This window comes from Candidatus Palauibacter sp. (genome assembly GCF_965261555.1).
In the GTDB taxonomy this organism is placed as follows: domain Bacteria; phylum Gemmatimonadota; class Gemmatimonadetes; order Palauibacterales; family Palauibacteraceae; genus Palauibacter.
In genome coordinates this window covers 580,494-603,768 of sequence record NZ_OZ253465.1, presented here as the reverse complement: position 1 = coordinate 603,768, position 23,275 = coordinate 580,494, and the positions used below count along the sequence as shown (strand labels likewise).

Here is a 23,275-nt window from a genome sequence, read left to right as displayed (position 1 = left end):
CCTACGCGGGCACCGCCACTCCGCGCCGCCGCTCCAGCTCTTTCCGCACCTCCAGAGCGCTGCGCTCCGTGATCGGATACCGGTAGACGGCGTAGATCGCGATCGCGGAGGCAGCGAGAGGCACGAATGCATCGTAGAAGCGGAGCCAGAAGATCGTCCCTTCAGGCTGGTTCGCCCCGAGCGAGGCGTCGAGACCCGTCGAATACAGCAGAAACCCGCCGACGAGGATCGCACCGCTCTGGCCGAGCTTCACCATCCACCAGAAGACCGACCCGAACATTCCCTCGCGGCGCTCACCGGTGGTGAGTTCATCGAGGTCCACCACGTCGGCGATCATCGACCCCATGAGCGTGAACAGGCCGCCCAGCCCGAAGGCCAGGAACGGGGCGGGTAGCAGCGCCAGCAGCGGAACCTCGGGCGTGTAGCAGAACCACTTCAGCGCGTAGCCGACCATCGAAATGCCGGTCGACACGAAGAAGGCGTTCTTCTTCCCGATCCTGGTCCCCAGCCAGGTGACGATGGCGATGACCAGGAAGCCGGTCACGGTGCCCAGGCTCCCGACCACTCCGGCCAGGCCCGCCCCTTCCGCGACGTTGCCGCCGGCGACGTAGTAGGCGAACACCCAGAACTGGAATTGCGAGATCATGATGAAGCTGTTGAACATCAGGAAGGTCGCGACGCAGAGCAGCAGGAATGGACCGGTCCTAAGGGTTTGCCACAGGCCCCGGAGAAACTCCAGGGTGCTCTCTCGCGGGCCGGGGCCGTCCCGGTCGGCTTCCGCGCCGCCACTTCCCGCGAGCGCGCGCTCACGGAGGAAGATCGCCGGCAACACGCCCAGCGCGATGGTCGTCACGCAGATCGCCAGGGCCACGAACCGGGCCCCATCCATCTGGTTCCGGAACCACGCCGCGTTGGTCACGATCGCGAGGAACCAGGGTCCGATGACGAACACGGTGTTGGACACGAAGTTCTGCACGCCCATCAGCCGGGTGCGCTCGTTGTAGTCGGGGGTGAGTTCGTACCCCAGCGCCACCCACGGCGTGGCAAAGACCGTGTAGGCGAGGAAGAAGACGAAGGAACCGATGAGGAAGTACCAGAAATAGCTCCGCTGACTCCAGCCCTCACCGGTCTCCTCGGGGGTCCAGATGTCCATGTGGAGGTGCGTCATGCCGCGGGCGTCGATGGGGTTTGCGCCGAAGTCGATCCTGGCCAGCCGCAGGTCCGTGTAGTGTTTGACCTCGTCTCCCCCGGCCTCGGCGTCCGCCACCTCGGCTTCGGCCCGGTCGGCGGACCACGACTGGACCGGGACCGCTTCGTAGGCGCCGCTGAAGAGCGAGATCACGTCTTCCGGCGCCGCCGTCGGCGTTGGCGCGGCGATGTTCGGTACCGCAAGGCCCTCCACGTCCTGCACGGGAGACACCGCCGGTGTGGACCCCGAGTCCGGCACGCCTTCCCCCTCGCCGGATGTGGGTGGCTCCTCCGACCCCGGGGCGCCGGACCGGTAGAAATAGACGTTGTCGACATGGATTTCGGTGAGGTCGCCCGAGATCAGGATCCGGGACAGATGTCCGCGCGTGGCCAGTCCGTTGAAGTCGGTGAGGGGCAGATCCACGCTCACCCAGGTCCCTGTGACCAACGTCGGCGGGCGGATGCTCACTTCGTCCTCGACGTCGTCGATCGCCTCCACCGTGAAGATCGCTGTCAGAGCATCGCCTGCGGCCGCCAGCCAGCCCGCGGAGTCGTCCGCCTGGCTGGCGCCGGCGACGCCGTCGGGGCCGTAGTCGACCAGCTTGAGCCTCAGCTGGGTCGGCGCCGGCATCTGCCAGAGCAGCAGAAAGATGACTCCCGCCGAGATCGCGCCCACGAACAGGAACGGTCGCCTCCGTCCCCAGCGGGACCGGGTCCTGTCCGACACGAAGCCGACGACGGGGTCGGTGAGCGCGTCGAACAAGCGGGGGAGGCCGCCGAGCAGCCCGACCGCCCGGAAGTCCATGCCCAGCGCCAGAGTGAGCACGGCCATCATGTTCCCGATGCCCTGCGCCAGCAGGTTGTTCGTGAACCCGCCGACACCGTAGACGATCTTGTGAGGGAAGGAGACGCGGTCTTCGGGGGCCGTCCGGTGGCTCACGAATTACCCGGCCCGATAAACGCGCACCCAGTCGACCAGCATGGACTGCGGGAAGGGCGTCGATCCGCTCGGGGGTCCCACGAAGTTCCCGCCCACGGCGACGTTCAGGAGGATGAAGAAGGGGTGGTCGAAGACCCAGGGCCCCGGCGGGTCGTCCCGGTCGACGGCGTGATACCGCTGGCCGTCCACAAACCACACGATGCGTTCATCCGTCCACTCGATCGCGAACTCGTGGAAGCCCGTGTCGAAGCGGTCTCCCGTGAGGAGGTAGCGGGAGGTGAGACCTCCGCCCGCGCTGTAACCGGGCCCGTGCGCGGTGGCGTGGACGATGGTCGGCTCCTGGCCGCGGTATTCCATGACGTCGATCTCGCCGCACTCGGGCCAGCCCACGGTGGCGAAGTTGCTGCCGAGCATCCAGAACGCGGGCCAGATCCCCTGCCCGGTGGGCAGCCGGATACGCGCTTCGAAGCGCCCGTACGCCTGCTCGAAGAGCCCCTGCGTCTTGATCCGCCCCGATGTGTAGGCGCTGCCCCCGTACGACTCCCGCCGGGCGGTGATCGCCAGGTTGCCCTCGCCGTCCAGCGACACGTTCTCGGGCCGGTCGGTGTCGAACTCGAGTTGTCTGTTGCCCCAGCCGGTACCGATATCGAAGACCCAGTTGGCGGGATTGGGGCGCTGCCCGGCCGGACCGTCGAACTCGTCGCTCCAGACGAGCGTCCAGTCGGGGGCCGGTCCGGTTACGACGCTGCCGCAGGCGACGATCGGGGCAGCGAGGAGGAGAAGGGCGAGCCGGCGCCGGGTCGCGGTCATCGCGAATTCACACCGGGGAACAGCCGTGGATTCGCGAGCGCCTTGACGAGCACGTGCGTGGCGGCTCCCAAAGCCACTGCGCGTTCGCCCAGTTCGCTCGTGCGGATGTCGGAGGCCGCCGCCGAATCCACGAGCGTGCGGGTGGCGACGGCTTCGCGGAGCGGTTTGACCAGCCGGCTGCCCGCCCGCGCAAGGCTGCCGCCGATGATCACCGAGCCGGGATTGAGGAGGTTGAGCACGCCGGCGACCACCGTGCCGAGGCGAACCGCGGCCTCGTTGACGACCTGCAGGGCGAGCGGGTCGTCGCGGAGGGCGCCGTCCTCGATCGCTCGGATGTCCAGATCGCCACCGTGGAGGGTACTGTCCGGGAAGTGGTCAAGAAGAGCCCGGGCGCGATCGACGAGGTGGCGCCTTCCCACAAAGGTGGCCAGGCAGCCACGGTTCCCGCATACGCACTCAGGCCCGTCGGGATCGATCGCGAGGTGACCGATTTCGCCGGCGACCCCGGTGGCCCCACGATAGATCTCCCCACCGATCATGAGGCCGGCCCCCACCCCGGTGGCGACCTTCAGATACACGAAGTCGTCGATCCCGACGGCTTGACCCCACCAGCGTTCCGCAACCGCACCCAGATTGGCGTCGTTGTCCACGAAGACGGGCACGCCGAACACCGTGTCGAGCCGATCCAGGAGGCCATGCCCTCGCCACGCGGGGAGAACCCGTTCGATCACTCGGTCGGGCGAGCCCGCGTCAACGGGGCTGGGCACCGCCACCCCGACGCCCATGAGCCGCGACCGCTCCCCGTTCCACTCGGCCAGGCACGCCTCACCCAACTCCGCGATGAGGGCTTCAGCACCCCTGGGATCGCCGTGCACGGGGTGGGCGCGCTCCCGCCAGGCCAGCGTCCGTCCCCGGAGGTCGGTGAGGATCACCGAGATATGGGTCGCTCCCATATCCACGCCCAGGATCACCCCGGCCTGGTCCTGGAACCCGACCAGAATGGGACGCCGTCCTCCCCGGCTTTCGCCGCTCCCGACCTCCGCCACCAACTCCGTGCTCAGGAGCCGCCCGACCACATCCGAAATGGTCGAGCGGGAGCGTCCCGAGTTGCGCGCGATCTCGGCGCGCGAAATCTCGCGCCGCTTCCAGACGACGTTGAGGACCGTCCGGGTCAGCTCGTCGTCCAGCACCGCGGCGGGACGCGGTCGCCTACCGGATGGCATGACCGCTCCCCTCCACGTCCTGCCGCAGTGTCGCGAAAGCGAGATCCGGGATCACTTCCGGAGGTACACGTTGTCGACGAACACGGTGTTGGGATCGCCCGAGATCAACAACTGCGCGAGGTGTCCCGTTGACGCGAGGTTCGTAAAGTCCGCCAGCGGCAGGTCCAGCTGCACCCACTGACCCGTCATCAGCCCGTCTTCCGCGGTGATCGTGAGTTCGTGCTCCGTGTCGTCGCCTCCGCCGTGCGCGCCGTCCGCACCGAAGTCGACGAGCTTCACCCGGAACGCCGCCGGCGCCGCCGTCTCGTCGGGCGTCCAGATGTCCATCCGGAAGTGCGTCATGTCCGTCGCGTCCACGGTTTGTGAGGTGAACTCGATCCCTGCGAAGGTCAGGTTCGTGTACTTCTTGACGGCGTTCTCCAAGACTTCGACATCCTCGACGTCTGCCTGGTCCCATGAAGCGGACCAGGTGTCGACCGTCACGTCGGTGTAGGCGTCGCTGAAGAACGAGATGACGTTGTCGGCCGCGTGCGAGGGCGCCGGGGCCGGTGCGCTCGGCGCGGTGGGCGGTCGCTCGAAGAGGTAGATGTTGTCCACGAAGACCGTGTTCGGATCGCCGGAGAAGATGAGTTGGGCGAGGTGGCCGCGCGCGGCGAGGTTTGTCATGTCGGACAGCGACAAGTCGTAGCTGACCCACCGGCCCGTGTCCAGCGCGGGGTCCGAGTTGGCGGTCAGCGAGACCTCGTGCTCCGTGTCGTCACCTCCGCCGTGCGCGCCGTCCGCACCGAAGTCGACCAGCTTGACCCTGAAGGCGGCCGGGGCATCGGTCGGGTCCGGAGTCCATACGTCGACGTGCAGGTGCGTCATCGATTCCGCGTCGATGGTTCGCGAAGTGAACTCGATGCCCGCGAACGTCAGGTTCGTGTATTTCTTCACGGTGTCGCCCTCGATCACCACATCCTCAACGTCGGCCTGGTCCCACGACGCCGACCAGGTGTCCACCGCGACGTCCGTGTACGCGTCGCTGAAGATGGAAATCACGTAGTCCGATGAGCGGTCCGGCGTCGGCGCGGGCGTGGATGGCTCCTGGGGCGCGGGCGGCGCCTCGCCGCGGCGGAAGTAGACGTTGTCCACGTAGACGGTGTTCGGGTTTCCGGAGATGATCAACTGGGCAAAGTGCTCCTGCGCCGCGAGGCCCGTGAAGTCCGCCAGAGCCAGGTCCAATCGCACCCACTCGCCCGTTGCCAATCCGTCGTCTGCGGTAATCGTCAGTTCGTGCTCGCTGTCGTCGACGGCGGGGGACCACACGCCGTCGGTGCCGAAGTCCACGAGCTTCACCTTGAACTCCGTCGGCGACGCCGTCTCATCCGGCGTCCAGATGTCCATTCGGAAATGCGTCATGCCGGTGAGGTCGAGGGTGGCCGACACGGTCTCGATCCCCGCGACGGTCAGATTCGTGTACTTCTTCATCACATTCCCCGAGACCTGCACATCCTCCACGTCCGCCTGATCCCAGATGGCCGACCACGTGTCCACCGTCACGTCGTCGTAGGCGTCGCTGAAGAGCGAAATCACGTCATCCGCCTCGTGTTCCGGCGTTGGCGCCGGCTCGGCCGGCTCGGGGTCCGGAGGGGGCGCGGCACCCTGCCGGAAGTACACGTTGTCCACGTACACCGTGTTCGGGTCGCCGGAGATGATCAGCTGCGCCAGGTTCGCGCGCGACGCGAGGTTCGTGAAGTCGTTCAGCCACAGGTCCAATTGCACCCATTCCTCCGACGCCAGCCCTCGGCGGCCGTGATCGTCGCCTCGTGCTCGCTGTCGTCGCCACCCCCGAACGCACCGTCCGCGCCGAAGTCCACCAGCTTCACCCTGAACGCCGCCGGTGCGGTCCCATCCGGCGTCCAGAGATCCATGCGGAAGTAGTCCATGCCCGTCGCGTCCACCGTTTGAGACACGAACTCGATCCCCGCATAGGAGAGGTTCGTGTACAGCTTCACCGGATTGCCCGCGATCTCGATATCCGTCAGGTCGGCCGCATCCCAATCCGCCGACCAGGTGTCCACGGTCACGTCGTCGTAGGTGTCGCTGAAGAGCGAGATCACGCTGTCCGCCGCGTGCATCGGCGTTGGCGGTCCATCGGCGGGTGCTGCCCCGCCCTCCACCGCAACGCGGGCGCTCGCGCTCGCCGAGCCCATGGTCACCGTGACAGCCGTTTCTCCGTTCGCGACGGCGGTAACGAACCCCGCTGCGTCCACGGTGGCCACAGCGTCGTTCTCCGAGGTCCAGTTCAGCATTGGGTCCGCGATAGCGTTTCCGTTCGCGTCCATCGCCTCGGCCGTGAGCTGCGCCCTTTCGCCGAGCGCCGTCAGCCGGAGCCGGCCGGGCGCGACCGTGAGCGTCGCGGCTTCCTGCATGACGGCCACGGTTCCGCTGCCGCTGACCGTGCCCGATGTCGCTTCGATGGTCGCCATACCGGGGCTTACCGCGGTGACGAGCCCTGCCGCGTCCACCGTGGCGACCGCGGGGTCCCCGGAGGTCCAGTTGACGGACGCGCCGGACATGACGCCCCCGTTCTGGTCGCGAACCGTGGCGCTCAACTGGACGGTCTGCCCGAGGGCAGTGAGTTCAGCCGTCGCGGGCGCCACCTCGACGGTTGTGGCCACCGGCGTCGGCGGGAGGACCGGGCCGGGACCGGGACTATCATCACCGCCGCACGCCAGCGCGGCACATGCGACGAGAGCGGCCGATGCACCGGGCCGGGATCGCGCCAACGACAGGCGGCGGGCGTAAGGTGCCGGCGACCGCCGGACGGAAGATGAGCGTTGGCAGAGCGAAGTCATGGATTATCTCCGGTCGGGTTGTTGCTGATGGATCCGGTGGGGCGCTGCCGCGCGGCATCGGCCGCGGGGCGCCGGAAGTAGGCGTTGTCCACATAGATGGTGTTCAGGTCGCCTGAGAAGAGCAGCTGCGCGAGGTGTTCCCTCGCCGCGAGCCCGGTGAAATCCGACAGGGGCAGGTCGAGGCGCACCCACGTTCCCGTGGCCAGCCCATCGGCGCCGCCGATGGTGACTTCGTGTTCGCTGTCGTCGCCGCCCCCGTCGTGTACGCCGTTGGCGCCGAAGTCGACCAGCTTCACCTTGAATGACGCCGCCGCCGTCTCGTCCGGCGTCCAGATGTCCAGCCGGAAGTGCGACATCCCCGAGGCGTCCAGGGTCTGCGACGTGAACTCTATGCCGGCGAAGACCAGGTTCGTGTACTTCTTCACGGCGTTGCCGGCGATGGCCACGTCCTCCACATCGGCCGCGTCCCACTCCGCCGACCAGGTGTCCACCGCGACGTCGTCGTAGGTGTCGCTGAAGAGCGAGATGACGTCCGCCGCCGCGTCCGTCGGTGCCGGTGCGGGCTCGGGCGGGCCGGTCGGATCGGGCGGGTCGGGCGTCTCGGTGCGGAAGAAGAGGATGTTGTCCAGATAGACGGTGGGGCTCGCCCCCGAGATGACCATCTGCGCGAGGTGGCTTCGCGTGCCCAGTCCGCTGAAGGCATCCAGCGGAATGTCCACGGAGTTCCAGCTTCGCGGCGCGATCGAGGGCGTCGAGGCCGGGCCGAGGGTGACCTCGTGCTCGCGGTCGTCGCCCCCGCCGAAGGCGCCATCGGCGCCGAAGTCCACAAGCTTGATGCGGAAGTCGGACGCATCATTCGTCCACAGATCCACATGGAGGTGCGTCATCGATGTGGCGTCGATCAGCGGCGAGGTGAACTCGATCCCGGCAAATACGAGGTTGCTGTACTTCTTCACCGGATTCCCCGCGAGCACGACATCTTCCACGTCGGCCTGGTCCCACTCCGCCGACCAGGTGTCCACGTGCACGTCGTCGTATGCGTCGCTGAAGAGGGAGATGACATCCCCCGCCGGCACTGCCGGCACCGTCGGCGTCCCGGATGGCGGGGAATCGATGCTGACCGTGAGCGCTCCCGAAGCGGGGGTCGACCCCAGCATGGCTGTAATCGTGGCGGTGCCCGCGCGGACCAGCGAGATCGATCCGTCCGCCAGCACCGAAGCGACGGCGGGGTCCGATGACGTGAAGGTGAAGTACGAGGGCGCGGTGCCCACCGTCACGTCGGTCCCGTTCACGTCGAAGGTCACCCGGGTGCCGTCGACCGTCAGCGTGCCGCCGACCTCTCCGCTGACGGTACGGCTGGGAATCGCCGGCCGCGGCCTGATAATCGTGCCGAGTCGCTCGAACTGTATATCGTCAAAGTAGACATCGTAGCCGACCTCGTATTCCGAAGCGTCCGCCACGAGGAAGAGGCCGCGCTCCCCGGTCAGCACCGAGGGCAGCGGAAGGGGGAGTGCGTACTTGGTCCAGCGCGTCGAGAGGGACAGGTTGTCGAGGTTGGCCGGGAACCGGGAGGCGCCGGTGTTGTCGTTGCCGATCCCGACCCGGTCCAGGGTGGCGGCTGTACTCGCGCGGGCCCAGAAGGTGAGAGCGTCGAACCCGGAGAGATCGCGCGGCACCTCCGAGAAGAAGGCCCCCCCGGCGAAACCGCCCGAAGGGTCGCTAGGTGCGGGAACGGTGAATCTGAGGGCTGCCGTCCCGCGATAGACCACGTCACGTTCGATGTCAAGCGCGTCGACCTTGGACCCGCCGAAGGCCGAGTAGTGCAGTCCCGGACCGAAATCGTCGTAGAAGATCTCCGGCTCCGGGGGGAAAGTGGCCGGATCGAGGGAGGTCAGATCCCTCCCGCACGCGGTGCCGAAGGCGAGTGCCGCGAGCACGGCGGCTCCTGCGCCGCCCCCCATCCGGCGTGCGGTCCTCGCTATCATGTTCACCATCCCGCCCTGGCCGGAGGCTCCGGCACACGGCCGTGCCAAACGGATTCCACAGACTTTGTTCGGACGTCGAACAAAGTGCGGAAGCGGAGCGGGCGCTGTCAAGACACCGAACGACGCGACTTGAGGCTGGGTCGATGGAGACACGAGAGTTCGAGATCAGAACCGAGCGGCTGCTGCTCCGGCCGCACCGTCTGGAGGACGTGGACGACATCTTCGAGTTCGCCCGGGACCCGGAGTGGGGCCGGTACCTGACGGTGCCGATGCCGTACTTCAGGGAACACGCGGTCGAGTTCGTAGAAGATCGGATCCACACGTCACGGGACCTGTGGCCGGTGTGGGCGATGGTCCTGGACGAGAGGGTCGTCGGCGGCATCGGAATCGAGATCGACGCACAGGATGCGACGGGAGCCCTGGGCTACTCGATCGCGAGGAAGCACTGGGGCAGAGGCCTGACCCTGGAAGCGGCCCGCGCCGTCGTCCACTGGGGATTCCGTGAACGGGGACTCGCGAAGGTGTACGCGTACGCCGACGCGCGGAACGCGCAGTCCCTGAGGGTGATGGAGAAGCTGGGCATGACCCGCGAGGGGACCCTGCGCAGCCACCGGACGCTGCGGGGAGAGCGCGTCGACGACGTGTACTACGGACTCCTGAGGGAAGAGTGGATGAGGGACGAACGCTGAGTCGGTCCGTCAGTACTTGATGTCGGTTCGGCCGACGGTCATGCCGATGTTGCCGACGCGGCGGCCCATCGTGTAGTGCTCGCCGCTCCCGGCGGTCATCCCGAAGAAGTCCACGGCGGGTACGATCAGGCGACCGGCATCGTCGACCGCGCCCTCGAGGACGGTCGTGGCCACGACCTCCGCAAAGAAGAGCTTCCGCTCGGGCGGCAGCTCGAGCGAGTCGATGATCCGGCACTCGCAGTGGATGGGAGACTCCTCCACCGTGGGCGCGTCGACGGCGGTCGCCGCGCCCCGCGTCAGACCCGAGAGTTCGAACTTGTCGCCGACGCGTCCGGAGTTCATGTCGACGGTGTCGAACGCCTCGACCATCGACGCGAGCGGGACGTTCAGCACGAACTCGTCGTGGATCTCGAGGAGTTCCCTCGCCTGGTGCTCGAACGCCGCGCTCACCCCGATCTGGGGCGGGTCGCCGCTCACGACGAACGTCCACAGCACCGAAATCTCGTCGGGGTCGCCGGGCCGGCCGTTCACGGTGAGCAGGATCGCCGGGACGGGTGGAAGCATGGGGCCGGGTTCCGCCAGCGAACGCCGAGGACCTGTGAGCGGTGCCGAAGGCCTACCCCCGCCCATCCGCGTCCCCTCCTCCGGCGCGCAGCCCCAGACGGCGGCGACCGCCGCGGCCGCCGACCCGCTCCCGAGGAACCGTCTCCGCGACCAGTCGGGCATTGCTGTCATCTTCTCCACCGCTTCTTCGTGGATGACTCGCCGTCCGCCGAGGCATCAGTAGATGCCGGGGATGATCCGATACTTCACGCGTGACCGGTACTCCGCCCACTTCTCGGCTCCGTACTTCTCCTCACAGAACCGGTCGTCGAAGCGTTGCCGGGCAATGAACAGGCCCACGATGAAGATGAAGTAGGTCCAGGCCCACAGGTTCGAGAAGTAGCCGAACACGAGGGCGATGGAGAGGGAGAAGAACCCCTCGCCGAGATAGTTGAAGTGGCGGGCGACGCCCCACAGGCCGCTGCACAGGATCTTGCGGTCGCCGGCCTCAATGTACTCCGGTTCGATGAGGCCGAGGAACTTGCGGTCGGGCCAGCGCTTGAAGGTGTACTTCTGCATGTTCGCGCCGCGGGCGATGCCCCAGCCCACCAGGAAGAGGGCGGGGGCGCCGATGATCCAGACCTGTCTCCACGGCGCCGCAAAGCCGGGATCCGGGTACACGGCCATGCCCCACAGCGGCAGGATGTAGAGCCACCCGTACACGAGGATGCCGCCCCAGATCATCTTGAAGCCGAGCTTTTCGTGGATCACGTCGAACGTGTAGAGCTGGACGCGCTCGAAGATGAAGTAGTCGAGGACGTAGAACGTGAGGAACGCGGCATACAGGAAAACGCCGGGGTTGGAGTCCGCGCCGAACAGTTCGTAGTGATACGCGGCTCCGGAGAGGGCGTTGAGCGACAGCATCGTCCCGCCGACGACGTACAGGAACATCTTCACGTCGAAGCGCTGGTTGAAGAACGACAGCTCGAGCACGCGCCCTTCCCACAGCGCGGCGAGCGGACGCTCGACCTTTCCGCGCGACCCTCCGAACACGGCGAGAAGGGCGAAGATGAGGCACAGGACTGTCCCGCCCGCCACCTGGTAGAGAGTGGACCGGTAGAACCAGTCCCGCGGCATCCCGGTGAGTTCGAGCGCCCACACGATCTCCGCGATCACGAACACGAGGAGGCCGTTCAACCGGTAGCTGCGGGGCTCGCCGGTCTCCGGCTCGATGACGTACCCGGGCACGCGCCGTCCCGGCAGCACGAGTTGCGCGAGGAAGAAGAGCGCGCAGACCGCGAGCGGCGTCAGGAAACCCGCGATGGCTTCCGTCCCGGAGAGCTCGAACAGGTGTCCGATGCCAAGCCATTCGATCATGATCGAATACCCCTTTCATCCGGTGACGCGGCTCTTAGAAGAGATCCTCCCCCGGCAGCGTCGCTGCCTGCTCGATCCAGCGTACGAGGAGGTCCTCTTCAAGTTCGTCGTGCTCGTGGATGTGAAAGTAGCGCACGTCCTCGTGCTTTGACGCCACCGGTGGAACCGGGCGCAACGCGGTCCCGTTGAGGAACGTCACCTTGACGTACTTCGTGAAGCAGTGGAAGGAGAGGAACCAGCCCCTGCCCTCGATGCCGTAGAAGGGGGAGTTCCACCTGACTGCCTTCCGGGCATCCGGTGCGCCGCGCTCGATGCATGTGTCGAGGGCGCGGCCGACGGCGCGCTTCCAGCCCGGCATGGCCGCAATGTAGGCCTGCACGGGCCCGTCCCCGTCACCCCTGGGAATCTGGGGATTGCCGCCGGAGAGGAGTGACGGTTCCGGGACTTCACCCTTGGCGATCATTCGGAAAAGGTGACGATCTCGTGATTGGCCGGCAAACCTTCATCGAGCCGGTCGCCTGCACACGCGGTTGCAACCGATCGCTCATTGCCGATATCGTCGGCGGCGAACTTCGTAAAAAAGAGTTCATCCGGCGCGGAGTGGCAGTTGCCTAATACGACCTCAGGATCGAATGCAGGCGCTGGCGTATCGGAGGCGCCCGTACTCGTGACCGGCTCGGCCGGGCACGTGGGCGCGAATCTCGTCCGTCGCCTCCTCGACGACGGCGTCCGCGTTCGCGTGTACCTGCGACACGAGGACAACAACGAAGCGCTGGAAGGCCTCGAGGTCGAGCGCTCGTTCGGTGACATCCGCGATCTGGATGCCACGCGGAAGGCGCTGGAAGGCTGTCAGGGTGTCTATCACTGCGCGGCCATGGTCTCAACCATCGAGGGCAACCACGCCCATCGCCGCGAAGTGTACGAGTGTAACGTGCTCGGCACCCGGAACGTGCTGCAGGCGGCGCGCGAGGTAGAAGCCGGTCGGGTGGTGGTGACGGGCTCCTTCAGCGCGGTCGGTTACGACCTGGACGATCCGTCCGCTCCCAGCGATGAGACGATGCAGTTCTATCCGATGGAGCGGACGATGCCCTACGAGCGCAGCAAGGCGCTCGTCGAGCACGAATGCTGGCGCGCCGCCGCAGCGGGACAGGATGTCGTCGTCGCCACCTGCTGCGCGGTCGTGGGCCCCGCCGATTTCTTCCCGTCGCGCCTGGGAAGGACCATGTGCGACTACACCAACGGCAAGCTGCGGGCATTCGTCGACGGCGGCTTCGAGTTCGTGGCGGCCCGCGATATCGTCGAGGGACATGTTCTCTGCATGCACCGGGGGCGTGCGGGCGAGAAGTACATCTTCAGCAGCGAATTCAAGACGATCTCCGATATCCTGGACCTGTACGAGGAGGTCTCCGGGATCCCCCGGCCGCGCCGCCGGATTCCGGTCCGCATGATGCTCGTCTTCTCGGAAGTGGCGAGCTTCTATCTGAGCCGGTTTCACCCGGGCTTCCCGCAGCGATTCACGCCCGGCGCCATCCGACTCCTTCAGAAGCGCCGTCACGCCGACACCGGCAAGGCGAGACGGGAACTCGGATTTCAGCCGACCAGTATTCGTGCCGCGGTTCACGAGGCGTACGCATTCCACTACGGCCGCAACGCAATCAACAATCCGCGCGCGAAGCGTCCGCGCATAAACGGCGCGAGCAACATGGACCATCTCCCAGCGGACAACGCGACATGAACAACTCCGAACCGGGGCTCAACGGAAGCCCGGCGACCCTTGCCCCACCCGGCTTCGAGGAGGCCGGCAACCTCCGTCAGCGCGCGCGCGCCGCGGGTATGGACCCGAACTACTGGTACGCGGTCGAAGAGGTGCGCCGGATCAAGCCGGGAACGGTGGTCGAGGTCACCTTCTGGAGGCACTCCATTGCGCTGTACCGGGCGGAGGATGGGTCGTTTCACGCGGTCGAAAATCGCTGCCTTCATCGCCAGTTGAAACTTTCGCTCGGGGTGGTGGAAGGCTGCCGGCTCGTGTGCGCCTACCACGGCTGGGAGTACGACGAGAACGGGTGCGTGGCCGAAATCCCCGACCTCTTCGGGCGGGACCGCATCCCCAAGCTCTCGATCCGGAGCTATCCCGTGCAGGTTCGCTACGGGCTGGTCTGGTTGTTCCCCGGTGACCCGGAACTCGCCGGGCAGCGCCGGATCCCGGAGATCCCCGAACTCGAGGGGCCCGGCCGGTGGGCCTGCGTACCGCTGACATTCACGATGTCGGCCCACCACTCGATGGTGATCGACAACGTGAGCGACTTTTCGCACGCCTACCTGCACCGGCGATACCGGCCGTTCATGGGCGCCACTCTCACCCGCAACGAGACGGTGGGTGACAACGTGCACCTCGCCTACGAGACACGGGTGGGGCGCGGCCGAATCTCGGGACTGTTCGTCGACCACGAGCGTCTGGACACGAATCACATGGAACTCTGCTACGAGTATCCGTATCAGTGGTCGAACACGGACGACGAGATCAAGCACTGGCTCTTCGTGCTGCCGATCGATGAGCGAACGACGCGGGCGTTCTTCCTCTTCTACTTCAAGTCGCTGAAGATCCCGTACCTGCCGGTGCGGATCCCCCGATTCGCCATGACCGCCGTGCTCAAGATCGCGAACCGCGTGCTCATCGGCCCGCTGCTGGCCGAAGACCGCGTCGCGGTCGAAGCGGAGCAGGAGGGGTACGAACGGCACTGGGCCGACCCTCCCATCGAAGTCAATCCGGTCGTCCGCGCATTCCAGAAGGTGACGGTGCGAAAGTGGCAGGAGCACCTGGAGCGCTCGGCGCAGAACGGCGCTGCGAATGGCTGAGCCGCACTTGTCGCTGGCGGCGCTGTGGGCTGGGCTCTCCGGCCGTGTGGTGCTCGAAGCGGCGGGAATGTTGCTGCTGTTCGTCGCCCTCCTCTTCCTGGGGTCGATGGTGCTGCCCGGACGTCGGGTCACAGGGCCCGGTCTGGCGGGGGAATCGCGCACCTACAAGCTGAACGGCCTCGCCGCATTTCTGATCGTCATGACCGTCGCGTGCCTCGCCCAGATCTTCGGCTGGTTCTCTCTCTCGGTACTGCATACCCACTTTGCGGCGCTGTTCGTGACAGCGAATGTCTTCGCCTTTGTCGTGGCCGGCTGGCTGTATCTTCGGGGAGCCCGGAACCCGGATGCGTCACCTGGATTCCTGCGGAACTACTTTTTCGGGTCGGAGCTCAATCCCGCTGCGCTCGGCGTGGACCTGAAGTTCTTCAGCTACCGCCCCTCCCTTATCGGCCTGGCGCTGTTCAACGCATCGTTCGCAGCCGTGCAGTACGAGACCTACGGCCGCCTGACGCTGGCGATGACGCTGTACCAGATCTTCACCTTCGTGTACGTGTTCAACTACTTCCAGTTCGAGTACGGGATGACCCACACGTGGGACCTTGTCAGCGAGCGCTTTGGTTGGATGTTGATCTGGGGCGATTACGTGCTGGTCCCGTTCTTCTACTGCTTCCCCGGCTGGTGGCTCGTCCACGCGGCGGATCCACTGCCTCCGCCCGCGGCCGCCGCGATCGTCCTCCTGTTCGCCTTCGGCTTCTGGGTGTTCCGCGGCGCGAACCAGCAGAAGCACCGCTTCAAGCGCGACCCGGACGCGCGGATCTGGGGAAAGCCTGCCCGAACGCTGGATGGGCGCCTGCTGGTTTCCGGTTTCTGGGGGATCGGAAGACACCTGAACTATACCGGCGAGATCTGCGTCTACCTGGCGTTCACCCTCACGACCGGGTTCGCCTCCTGGATGCCCTACCTCCTGCCGGCGTGGCTTGCGGGTCTGCTGGGGCATCGATCGAGACGCGATGACCGCCGCTGCCGCGCAAAGTACGGAGCGTTGTGGGATCGCTACACGCAGCACGCCAGGTTCGCGATGCTGCCGTTCATCTATTGAGGACCGCCGTGGCGCTTCGATCTGAAGAAGCTGTTCCCGAGCTCGCCGGCGGGTGGCCGCTGCTCGGCCACCTGCGGGACTTTCAGAGGGATCCCGTCTCGACGCTGAGCCGCGGCTGGCGCGAGCAGGGCGAACTCGTCCGCTTCCGGCTCGGTCCGCGAGACTGCGTCCTCTTCACCGGACCTGAAGCTCACGATTCCTACTTCACGGCGCCCGACGAACAGCTCGACGCCAAGGCCGTCTACCAGTTCACGGTACCGATCTTCGGCCGCGGCGTAGCCTACGACGTCGCTCCCGAGATCATGGACGAGCAGTTGGGGTTTCTCTATCCGGCGCTGCGCGACTCCGCGATGCGCAGGTTCGTCCGCTTCATGTTCGAGGAGACGAACCAGTTCGCCGATGGCCTGGGCGAGGATGGGGAGATCGACCTGCCACAGGCGCTGAACGAGCTCACCGTCAGAATCGCCAGCCGCTGTCTCCTCGGTCAGGAAGTCCGGGATCAGGTGGACACGGGGTTCGCCGACGCCTATCACGATCTGCAGAAGGGCATCAACACGCTCGGATATTTCTTCCCGAAGCTCCCGACTCGGGCGCATCGAAGCCGCGATCGAGCGCGCCGCAGAGTGGTCGAGCTCTTCAGCCGGATCATGGCGGAACGCCGGCGTTCCGGGGCCGGGCCCGACGACTTCATGCAGACGCTGATGGAGGCCCGCTACAAAGACGGCCGCGCGCTGACCGACGACGAGATCTCCGGGATCCTGCTCACGGTCCTGTTCGCGGGCCAGCATACGAGCGCGGTTCTGGCGACCTGGATCGGTCTCGAACTCCTGGGGGCGCCCTCGTATGTGGCGCGGATACGAAACGAGATGCGGGAGGTGTACCGCGAGACGGGAGTCATGAGCCTTGCGGGTCTCAAGCGGCAGGTGGAGCTCGAGTACGCCGTGCGCGAGAACGAGCGACTGCACCCGCCCCTGATCCTGCTGATCCGCAAGGTGCTCCAACCGATGCACTACGCCGGCCACACCGTACCGGCCGGCAGCCTCGCCATGGTGTCGCCCGCCGTCTCGCACCGGCTGCCCGAGGTGTTCACCGACCCGGATCGTTTCGCACCGGATCGTTTCGCGCCTCCCGCGGGCGAGGACAAACAGCATCACTACGCGCTGATCGGGTTCGGCGGCGGCAAGCACCGGTGCATGGGGAAGAACTTCGCCTACCTGCAGTTGAAGGCGATCTGGACGGTATTGCTCGACCGCTTCGAATTCCGCGGCGACGGCGCGGTTCCCGCTCCGGACTACGGCAGCTGGGTCACGGGTCCCGAGACGCCGTGCCGGGTCCGCTATCATCGACGGACGGAAACGAGCGTCTTCAGGTGAGCGCGGCCGGTTCCCGCGACTACGACGTAGTGATCGTCGGCGCGGGGCCGGTAGGCAGCCTGTGCGCCGTCGCGCACGCGCGAAACGGTGCTCGCGTGGCGCTCCTGGAGGCCAATCCCAAGTCCTCGAGACGCATGGCGGGGGAGTGGCTGCACCCGCCGGCCGTGCAGATCCTGCGCGGTCTCGGAATCGAACTCGACAGCCAGCCGCTAAGCACTACGGGCAGGGGATTCGTGGTGCTCCCGGAAGACGATTCCGACCCCATCGTGCTTCCCTATGCGGACGGCTCTCACGGCCTCTCGTGCGAGCACGAGGCAATCGTCTCGGTCCTGCGCGAAGCCGTTGAGAACGAAGCGGGGATCGACTTCCACCACCACGCGCGCGTGCGTTCCGTCGAAGACGAACGGGTCACGTTTCTCCACAACGGAGCCGAGAGATCGGTGACCGCCGGGCGGATCGTGGGCGCCGACGGCCGGGCCTCGACCGTGCGTCGGTCGCTGGGCGTATCCGCGAACCGGTTGACCTGCTCGCGGATGGTGGGCGTCACGGCAAGAGGGGCGAGCCTGCCCCTTGAGGGGTACGGGTACGTGGTACTCGGCGGACCGGGTCCCGTCCTCATGTACCAGCTGGGAGATCACTGCGTCCGGATCATTGCGGATGTCCCGCTGGGCCAGTGGTCCCCCCGGGACCGGATCGGCTTTCTCCTGGATTCGTACGCCGGCCTCATGCCGGACACTCTTGGACCCGCGTTCGTCGAGGCGCTGCGGGAGGGGCGATTCGACACCGCCTCCAATGAACTCAGGCCGCGCGTCACGTACGGGAACTCGCGCCGAGTGCTGATCGGCGATGCGGCCGGGCATTACCACCCCATGACGGCGTCGGGTATGACGCTCGGTTTCGCCGATGCTCTCGCGCTGGCCGAGGGCGGGGATTTTCAGGACTTCACGAACAGGCGGCTCCGAGCGACCTACACTCCGGAACTCCTCGCCATGGAGCTCTACGAGGTCTTCGCCGACCACCGGCCCGAAGCCGTGGTGGTCAGGCACGAGGTCTACCGGCGCTGGCGGGCAAGTTCCGCGTTTCGCGACCGGACCATACGCCTGCTCGCCTGTGAAGACACATCGCCATCCCACCTGGTCTTTGCGGGTGGCGCGATACTGGTGCGAGCCGTCGCCAAGGCGATTCCGCGATCCTTTGACCAGTTCGCCTGGCGCCGGGCCGGGGACACGTTTCGTGCGCTCTCGGTTCGCGTCCGGTGGCTCGAGCGTGGCGTGAGGCAGCTTCAGAAGGCAAAAAAAACGAAGCGAGAGGGCGAGCGGGCCAGGGAGTCTCTGGCTCGCGCGTTCCTGGCCTCCCTGCCGGCCGGCGTCGGCGACGCCCGATCCATCCGCTCCGGGGACGTTCCGTCGCCCGATGCCGGGCAGGCGCTGAATCGCGCGAGTGCGCGCCTCCTGCGTCTCCAGCGTGAGGACGGCTCGTGGGAAGGCGAGATGGTGTGGTGCCCGATGCTCACCGCGCAGTACGTGCTTCTGCTCCACATCATCGGCCGGCCGCTCGAGCCCGGCCGTCGCCGCCGCGTGCTGCGATCCTTCGAGCGGACACGTCTCGAAGGAGGCGCTTGGGGCCTGCACGAACACTCGGCCCCTCACCTGTTCGTTACGACGCTCGTCTATGTCGCGTCGAGAGTGCTGGGTGTCGCGCGGGATAATCCGCTGGTGGAACCGGCCCGGCGCTTCCTGCAGGCGGAGGGCGTTATCGGCATCCCGAGCTGGGGAAAGTTCTGGCTGGCCCTCCTCAACCTCTACGACTGGCGCGGGGTCAACGCCATCCTGCCGGAGCTTTGGAGCCTGCCGCGGCGGATCGCGCTGCATCCCTCGAATTGGTACTGCCACACGCGGCTCATCTACATGGCGATGGCCGCGATCTATGCGCGACGCTTTCAGGTGCCCGTCACGCCCTTGATCGAGTCGATACGAGAGGAACTCTTCCCTCGGGGCTTCGCCGAGGTCGATTTCTCCGCCGTCCGCAACCGGCTGCGAGTCGACGACCTCTACGCGCGGCCGAGCCGATGGCTCCGGGCCGGATACGGCGTTGCGAGAGTCTTCGAGCGGCTCCACGGCAAGCGTCTGCGCCAGCACTGCGTGGACGGGATCCTCGAGCGCATCAGGTGGGAGTTGCGGACCACCGGCCACGCGAGCATCTCCCCCGTCAGCGGCCTCCTCAACATCCTTGCCCTCTGGCTGCATGACCCGGACGACACCGACTGCCGCCAGGCGCTCGAGCAACTGGATGGCTGGATCTGGGAAGATGAGGAGGACGGGGCCCGCGTCACCGGCGCGAGGAGCGCCTCCTGGGACACCGGACACTCGCTGCAGGCGCTGGCGACCGTTTCCGAACTGGACGGGGTGCCGAATGCCCTGCGAAAGGGAGCCGGTTACCTGCAGCGGCAACAGATCGACGTCAGCTTCGAGGGGTTTCGCCAGGCCTATCGGACCGACCCGAAGGGAGGCTGGTGCTTCCCCGGGAGTTGGCATGGCTGGCCGGTCACCGACTGCACCGCGGAAGCCGTGCTCGGGATGATCGAAGCGCGCCCTGACGCCGCGGACAGGACGATGCTCCGCGATGCGGTCGACTTCATGCTGCGCGGGCAGAACCGGGACGGGGGGTTCGGCAGCTACGAGGCACAGCGCTCGAGGATCGGACTCGAATGGCTGAACCCCGCCGAAATGTTCGGCGACTCGATGACCGAGCACTCCTTTGTCGAGTGTACCGCATCCTGCGTCGCGGCACTCGCCGCCTGCAGGGAACACTTCGCGCCAGCCACGAACGGAGAGATGACGAGGGCCATCTCGAGGGCCGAAGAGTGGCTTCGCCGGACCCAGGCCAGCGATGGATCGTGGCGCGGCGTGTGGGGCATCCAGTTCATCTACGGCACGCTCTTCGGAGTGAGGGGTCTGGTTGCCGCCGGGGCGCGTCCCGGCGATCCGGCGTTGCGTCTGGCGTGCCGCTGGTTGCTCGACCGTCAGCGGGCGGACGGGGGATGGGGCGAGCACTACAGCGGCTGCCTGACCGGCCGATATGTTCCGCACGAGGAAAGCCAGATCATTCAGACCGCATGGGCCCTGATCGCGCTCCTCGCAGCGGAAGATTCGAACTGGACCGCGATTTCGCGCGGCGTCCAGTTCCTTGTCGACGCCCAGGCGACGGATGGGGCGTGGCCCAGGCAACACATGGCCGGGGTCTTCTTCCGTACGGCGCTGCTGGAGTATGCCCTGTACCGGGACTACTTCCCCCTGAAGGCGCTCGGTCTCTACGAGCAGCGGCGCCGGGTGCGGCTGGATCTCGTGACACCCACCCCACTCGCGGCGGACGCCACCGGCTGAAGCGGAGCTACTCCCGCGGCGCCAGGCTGAAGGGTTCACGCGCGAACACGCGCCGGACCATCGGCTCGAAGAACTCCAGCGGCAGCGAGTCGTAGTCGGGATCGAACGCGCACTGGTCCCAGCGGTGGCAGAAGTCCACGGCGTCCTGGTACCAGGGATGGTCGCGGTACTTGTCGCGCGCGTTGGGATCGCCGCCCATGTGGTGGGCGTAGTAGACCCGCTGGAACAGGCCGTGGTGCCGGACGATCCAGAGGGTTCGCTCGGTCACGAACGGGCGGAGCAGGAGCGCGGCCAGTTCGCCATGGCTGTGCGGGGCCAGGAGGTCGTCGATGTCGTGCAGGAGCGCGGCGACGACCATCTCCTCTTCCGCGCCGTCGCGGTGGGCGCGGGTCGCGCTCTGCAGGGAATGCTCCAGGCGGTCGACCTGGTAGCCGGCGACCGAACCGGACAGCCCGCGGAGGTGCTCCAGCACGCGGTCGGCGGTGCCCGCGGCGAACTCCTCCTCGAGGTCCGCGAGCAACTCGTAGTCCTCGCGCGTGCCGTCCGCCATGCGCGTGAAGCTCACGACGGGACCGCTCGGCTCCGGGCTCGGCGTCGGGCTCGCCTCTGGGCTCGGCGTCGGGTTCGGCGTCGTTTTCGGGGGCATGCCTGTCACTCTCCCATGGAGGCTGGAACGGAGCTCCTCGGGGCTCCTCCCCTCGCACCGTCGGTCGACGCGAAGGGCCTTGTCAAGCGCGCGCGATGTCCGGCATGCTGCGGGCAGGTCACAGCGGATGAAGGGATCGACGATGCCTCACACGATCAGCAGCCTCATGCAGCATGCCGACGCCATGACCGCGGTCTGGAGCGGTGGCGAACGGACGGATCTCCCCTACCTCTGGCTGCGCGACAACTGCGGCTGCGGCGAGTGCTGCGTCGAGCAGACCACGGAGAAGCGGTTCCACGTCTTCCGCGTCCCCAGCGATCTGAAGCCGCAGACGGTCGATATCGAAGGCGCGGGATCCGAGGACGAGGCGATCGCCATCGCCTGGCCGGACGGGCACCGCACCCGCTACAGGTCGAGCGACATCCGCAGCCTCCTGAGCCGGCCGCGTGTCGAGTTGCAGTACTGGGACGGGCAGTTCCAGCCGCGGAGATTTGACTATGAGCGGTTCCTGGCGAGCGACGGCGCGGCGGCGGAAGTGATCGAGGAGTTTCTGCGGACCGGCGTCTGCGTGCTCGTCGATGCCCCGACCGAACCGGATTCGCTGGAGCAGCTCGCGCCGCGTCTCGGCCCGGTCCGCGAGGTGCTGTTCGAGCGCATCCACAACGTCAAGCTCGATCCGAAGGGATACAACATCGCGCACACGGCTCTGGCCGTCGGCGTGCACAACGACTTCACCAGCTACACCTGGCCGCCGAGCGTGCAGGCGCTGCACATGCTGGTGAACGAGTGTGAGGGCGGCGCATCCACCGTCGTGGACGGCTTCGGCGTACTCGAGGCGCTACGCAGCGAGCACCCCCACAAGTTCGACGTGCTGTGCTCGGTGCCCGTGCCGTTCCGGATCTTCAGCGACGAATACGAGTGCTACGCGGCCAACCCCATGGTTGACCTGGACAGCGACGACGAGATCCGGATGATCCGCTTCAACACGGCGCAGATGCAGGCCATTCCCCTGTCGGAGCCCCGGCTTGGCGAGTTCTACGCCGCCTACCACGAACTGTCGAGCCGCGTCAACGACCCCGACGCCCAGGTCACCTTCCGGCTGGAGGGCGGCATGATCCTGCTGTGCGCCGGCCACCGGGTCCTGCACGGCCGCACCGAGATGGTCTCGTCCGGGGCGCGCCACCTGCAGGACGCCTACTTCGAGCACGACAACATCCGCACCCACCTGAGGCTGTTGCTCCGCACCGGCCGAATCTGACAGCCGAGGTCAGGCCAGGTCATCGCAGATGTCGTTCAATGGAGGTGGGATCAGGGCGCTGGACTTCAGGCTGACTTCGGTTCAGTCCTCCGAGCGCGGGGGTTTGCGGGCCAGGAAGAAGAACATCGGAGTGAAGATCCCGGCCTTGCCACCCTCTACAAAGGCGTCCGCCGCCTTGTTCAACAACGAGCTTACGGCGGCAGTGCCCTCCGGGAACGCCCTCAACTTCTCACCAACTCTCAACACGAGATTCGTCAGGGCGCGGCCAACGGGTGTACGCGGAATGCTCCTGAGGTTGAGGTCGCGGCCCTGCAGAGCACGGTACCAGGGCGTCGTCGGGTCCGATGCGAGAGCGCGGTCGCCGAGTTCGACGAGTTCGAATCCAGCCGCGCGCAGGGCGGTGCCGATCTCCGACGTACGGGCGATATCCGGAAGCGCATCCCCCGCCACGATGTCCTCCTTGACCCGCACGTGCTCTGCGTCCCGTGGATCGAAATCCTCGGTGAGACACCAGTCGTAGCCCGCGAAGCAGGCCCCCGGACGCAGGACCCGGAAGATCTCCCGGAACGCCGCCGTCTTGTCCGGTGCGTGCGGCATGGACTCGATGGCGATGGCGGCATCGTAGCGGTGGCCGCCGTCGGGAATCTGCATGTAGTCGCCGTGGATGAACCGGCACAAGGACCGGACATCCCGGGTGTGCACCTTCGCGCGCTCGATCTGGTAGGCGTTGTTGTTGAGGCCGACAAAGCTCGCCCCGGAATATCGGGCCAGGGCGCCCATCGGTCCGCCGACGCCGCACCCCACATCGAGCACCTGCATCCCCGGTTCAAGGGCAAGATGATCGGCGAGAAAACGCTGGTGTCTGAGCAGCGACGCCTTGAAGCTCTCGCCCCGGCGCCGGGGAGCGAAGTGAAAGGACTGGCCCCAGCCGAACTCGTAGAAATCCGTCGCGAGGTCGTAGTAGTGATTGACGAACGACCGATAACGTTCCTTCCTGTGCTCCACGCCGGCGTCGTAGATGCCGCTGTATCGTTCGACGACGGATTTCACCTCATCCGGGGTGAG

General features: G+C 66.7%; 18 protein-coding genes. 7 read left to right on the top strand and 11 right to left on the bottom strand.

All coding sequences use genetic code 11. The annotated features are described in order from the left end of the window. Position 1: 1 nt before the first annotated feature. From ACQY5G_RS02535 to ACQY5G_RS02510, 6 genes are all read right to left on the bottom strand, one after another. On the bottom strand, positions 2–2,128 hold the full coding sequence (locus ACQY5G_RS02535) for an MFS transporter (RefSeq protein ID WP_428276706.1): 2,127 nt from the start codon (positions 2,126–2,128) through the stop codon (positions 2–4). A 3-nt stretch (positions 2,129–2,131) separates the two neighbouring features. Continuing rightward, on the bottom strand, positions 2,132–2,938 hold the full coding sequence (locus ACQY5G_RS02530) for a glycoside hydrolase family 16 protein (protein ID WP_428276704.1): 807 nt from the start codon (positions 2,936–2,938) through the stop codon (positions 2,132–2,134). Continuing rightward, positions 2,935–4,161, bottom strand: coding sequence for an ROK family protein (locus ACQY5G_RS02525; protein ID WP_428276702.1), 1,227 nt, complete (start codon positions 4,159–4,161; stop codon positions 2,935–2,937). Before ACQY5G_RS02525 ends, ACQY5G_RS02530 begins: the two co-directional genes overlap by 4 nt. A 51-nt stretch (positions 4,162–4,212) precedes the next feature. Further along, positions 4,213–5,925 (bottom strand): hypothetical protein, encoded by a 1,713-nt coding sequence (locus ACQY5G_RS02520; protein ID WP_428276700.1) that lies wholly within the window; start codon positions 5,923–5,925, stop codon positions 4,213–4,215. Further along, on the bottom strand, positions 5,904–6,824 hold the full coding sequence (locus ACQY5G_RS02515) for an Ig-like domain-containing protein (protein ID WP_428276698.1): 921 nt from the start codon (positions 6,822–6,824) through the stop codon (positions 5,904–5,906). The genes ACQY5G_RS02520 and ACQY5G_RS02515 overlap by 22 nt, the downstream gene beginning before the upstream one ends. Before the next feature lie 173 nt (positions 6,825–6,997). Next, positions 6,998–8,986, bottom strand: coding sequence for a hypothetical protein (locus ACQY5G_RS02510; protein WP_428276696.1), 1,989 nt, complete (start codon positions 8,984–8,986; stop codon positions 6,998–7,000). A gap of 143 nt (positions 8,987–9,129) precedes the next feature. Between ACQY5G_RS02510 and ACQY5G_RS02505 the strand changes: the two genes are divergently transcribed. After that, the gene (locus ACQY5G_RS02505) at positions 9,130–9,675 is read left to right on the top strand and encodes a GNAT family N-acetyltransferase (protein ID WP_428276694.1); all 546 of its coding nucleotides are present in this window, start codon (positions 9,130–9,132) and stop codon (positions 9,673–9,675) included. A gap of 9 nt (positions 9,676–9,684) precedes the next feature. Here the strand turns inward: ACQY5G_RS02505 and ACQY5G_RS02500 are convergent, their stop codons facing one another. Genes ACQY5G_RS02500 through ACQY5G_RS02490 form a run of 3 tightly spaced genes read right to left on the bottom strand, consistent with a single transcriptional unit; the run spans position 9,685 to position 12,058 of the window. Next, the gene (locus ACQY5G_RS02500; protein ID WP_428276693.1) at positions 9,685–10,410 is read right to left on the bottom strand and encodes a flavin reductase family protein; all 726 of its coding nucleotides are present in this window, start codon (positions 10,408–10,410) and stop codon (positions 9,685–9,687) included. A gap of 45 nt (positions 10,411–10,455) precedes the next feature. Beyond that, on the bottom strand, positions 10,456–11,595 hold the full coding sequence (locus ACQY5G_RS02495; protein ID WP_428276692.1) for a DUF1295 domain-containing protein: 1,140 nt from the start codon (positions 11,593–11,595) through the stop codon (positions 10,456–10,458). Between the two features lie 34 nt (positions 11,596–11,629). After that, on the bottom strand, positions 11,630–12,058 hold the full coding sequence (locus ACQY5G_RS02490; protein ID WP_428276691.1) for a DUF1801 domain-containing protein: 429 nt from the start codon (positions 12,056–12,058) through the stop codon (positions 11,630–11,632). Between the two features lie 84 nt (positions 12,059–12,142). Here ACQY5G_RS02490 and ACQY5G_RS02485 point away from each other — a divergent pair, with 84 nt between their 5' ends. Genes ACQY5G_RS02485 through ACQY5G_RS02465 form a run of 5 tightly spaced genes read left to right on the top strand, consistent with a single transcriptional unit; the run spans position 12,143 to position 20,306 of the window. Next, a complete protein-coding gene (locus ACQY5G_RS02485; RefSeq protein ID WP_428276690.1) occupies positions 12,143–13,330 on the top strand; it encodes an NAD-dependent epimerase/dehydratase family protein in 1,188 nt (395 codons plus the stop codon). Continuing rightward, positions 13,327–14,451, top strand: a complete 1,125-nt coding sequence (locus ACQY5G_RS02480; protein WP_428276689.1) for a Rieske 2Fe-2S domain-containing protein — start codon at positions 13,327–13,329, stop codon at positions 14,449–14,451. The genes ACQY5G_RS02485 and ACQY5G_RS02480 overlap by 4 nt, the downstream gene beginning before the upstream one ends. Further along, entirely contained in the window at positions 14,444–15,550 is a 1,107-nt protein-coding gene (locus ACQY5G_RS02475; RefSeq protein ID WP_428276688.1) for a DUF1295 domain-containing protein, read from the top strand. The genes ACQY5G_RS02480 and ACQY5G_RS02475 overlap by 8 nt, the downstream gene beginning before the upstream one ends. 8 nt (positions 15,551–15,558) lie before the next feature. Continuing rightward, positions 15,559–16,923 (top strand): cytochrome P450, encoded by a 1,365-nt coding sequence (locus tag ACQY5G_RS02470; RefSeq protein WP_428276687.1) that lies wholly within the window; start codon positions 15,559–15,561, stop codon positions 16,921–16,923. Continuing rightward, positions 16,920–20,306, top strand: a complete 3,387-nt coding sequence (locus ACQY5G_RS02465; protein ID WP_428276686.1) for an FAD-dependent monooxygenase — start codon at positions 16,920–16,922, stop codon at positions 20,304–20,306. Before ACQY5G_RS02470 ends, ACQY5G_RS02465 begins: the two co-directional genes overlap by 4 nt. A 7-nt stretch (positions 20,307–20,313) precedes the next feature. Here ACQY5G_RS02465 and ACQY5G_RS02460 read toward each other — a convergent pair whose 3' ends face one another. Continuing rightward, positions 20,314–20,952 carry an HD domain-containing protein gene (locus tag ACQY5G_RS02460; protein WP_428276685.1) on the bottom strand — a complete coding sequence of 213 codons (639 nt, stop codon included), beginning with the start codon at positions 20,950–20,952 and terminating at the stop codon, positions 20,314–20,316. A gap of 142 nt (positions 20,953–21,094) precedes the next feature. On the opposite strand from ACQY5G_RS02460, the gene ACQY5G_RS02455 reads away from it, so the two are divergent. Continuing rightward, positions 21,095–22,210: a TauD/TfdA family dioxygenase gene (locus ACQY5G_RS02455; protein WP_428276684.1), complete on the top strand. Its 1,116-nt coding sequence runs from the start codon at positions 21,095–21,097 to the stop codon at positions 22,208–22,210. Positions 22,211–22,291: 81 nt separating this feature from the next. Here ACQY5G_RS02455 and ACQY5G_RS02450 read toward each other — a convergent pair whose 3' ends face one another. Further along, positions 22,292–23,260 (bottom strand): sterol methyltransferase, encoded by a 969-nt coding sequence (locus ACQY5G_RS02450; protein WP_428276683.1) that lies wholly within the window; start codon positions 23,258–23,260, stop codon positions 22,292–22,294. Positions 23,261–23,275 lie beyond the last annotated feature (15 nt).

Coding starts and splice junctions, on each gene's coding strand:
- ACQY5G_RS02530 (WP_428276704.1), bottom strand. CDS start 2,938: ATGACCGCGACCCGGCGCCGGCTCGCCCTTCTCCTCCTCGCTGCCCCG.
- ACQY5G_RS02525 (WP_428276702.1), bottom strand. CDS start 4,161: ATGCCATCCGGTAGGCGACCGCGTCCCGCCGCGGTGCTGGACGACGAG.
- ACQY5G_RS02510 (WP_428276696.1), bottom strand. CDS start 8,986: ATGATAGCGAGGACCGCACGCCGGATGGGGGGCGGCGCAGGAGCCGCC.
- ACQY5G_RS02505 (WP_428276694.1), top strand. CDS start 9,130: ATGGAGACACGAGAGTTCGAGATCAGAACCGAGCGGCTGCTGCTCCGG.
- ACQY5G_RS02500 (WP_428276693.1), bottom strand. CDS start 10,410: ATGACAGCAATGCCCGACTGGTCGCGGAGACGGTTCCTCGGGAGCGGG.
- ACQY5G_RS02495 (WP_428276692.1), bottom strand. CDS start 11,595: ATGATCGAATGGCTTGGCATCGGACACCTGTTCGAGCTCTCCGGGACG.
- ACQY5G_RS02490 (WP_428276691.1), bottom strand. CDS start 12,058: ATGATCGCCAAGGGTGAAGTCCCGGAACCGTCACTCCTCTCCGGCGGC.
- ACQY5G_RS02480 (WP_428276689.1), top strand. CDS start 13,327: ATGAACAACTCCGAACCGGGGCTCAACGGAAGCCCGGCGACCCTTGCC.
- ACQY5G_RS02475 (WP_428276688.1), top strand. CDS start 14,444: ATGGCTGAGCCGCACTTGTCGCTGGCGGCGCTGTGGGCTGGGCTCTCC.
- ACQY5G_RS02460 (WP_428276685.1), bottom strand. CDS start 20,952: ATGCCCCCGAAAACGACGCCGAACCCGACGCCGAGCCCAGAGGCGAGC.
- ACQY5G_RS02455 (WP_428276684.1), top strand. CDS start 21,095: ATGCCTCACACGATCAGCAGCCTCATGCAGCATGCCGACGCCATGACC.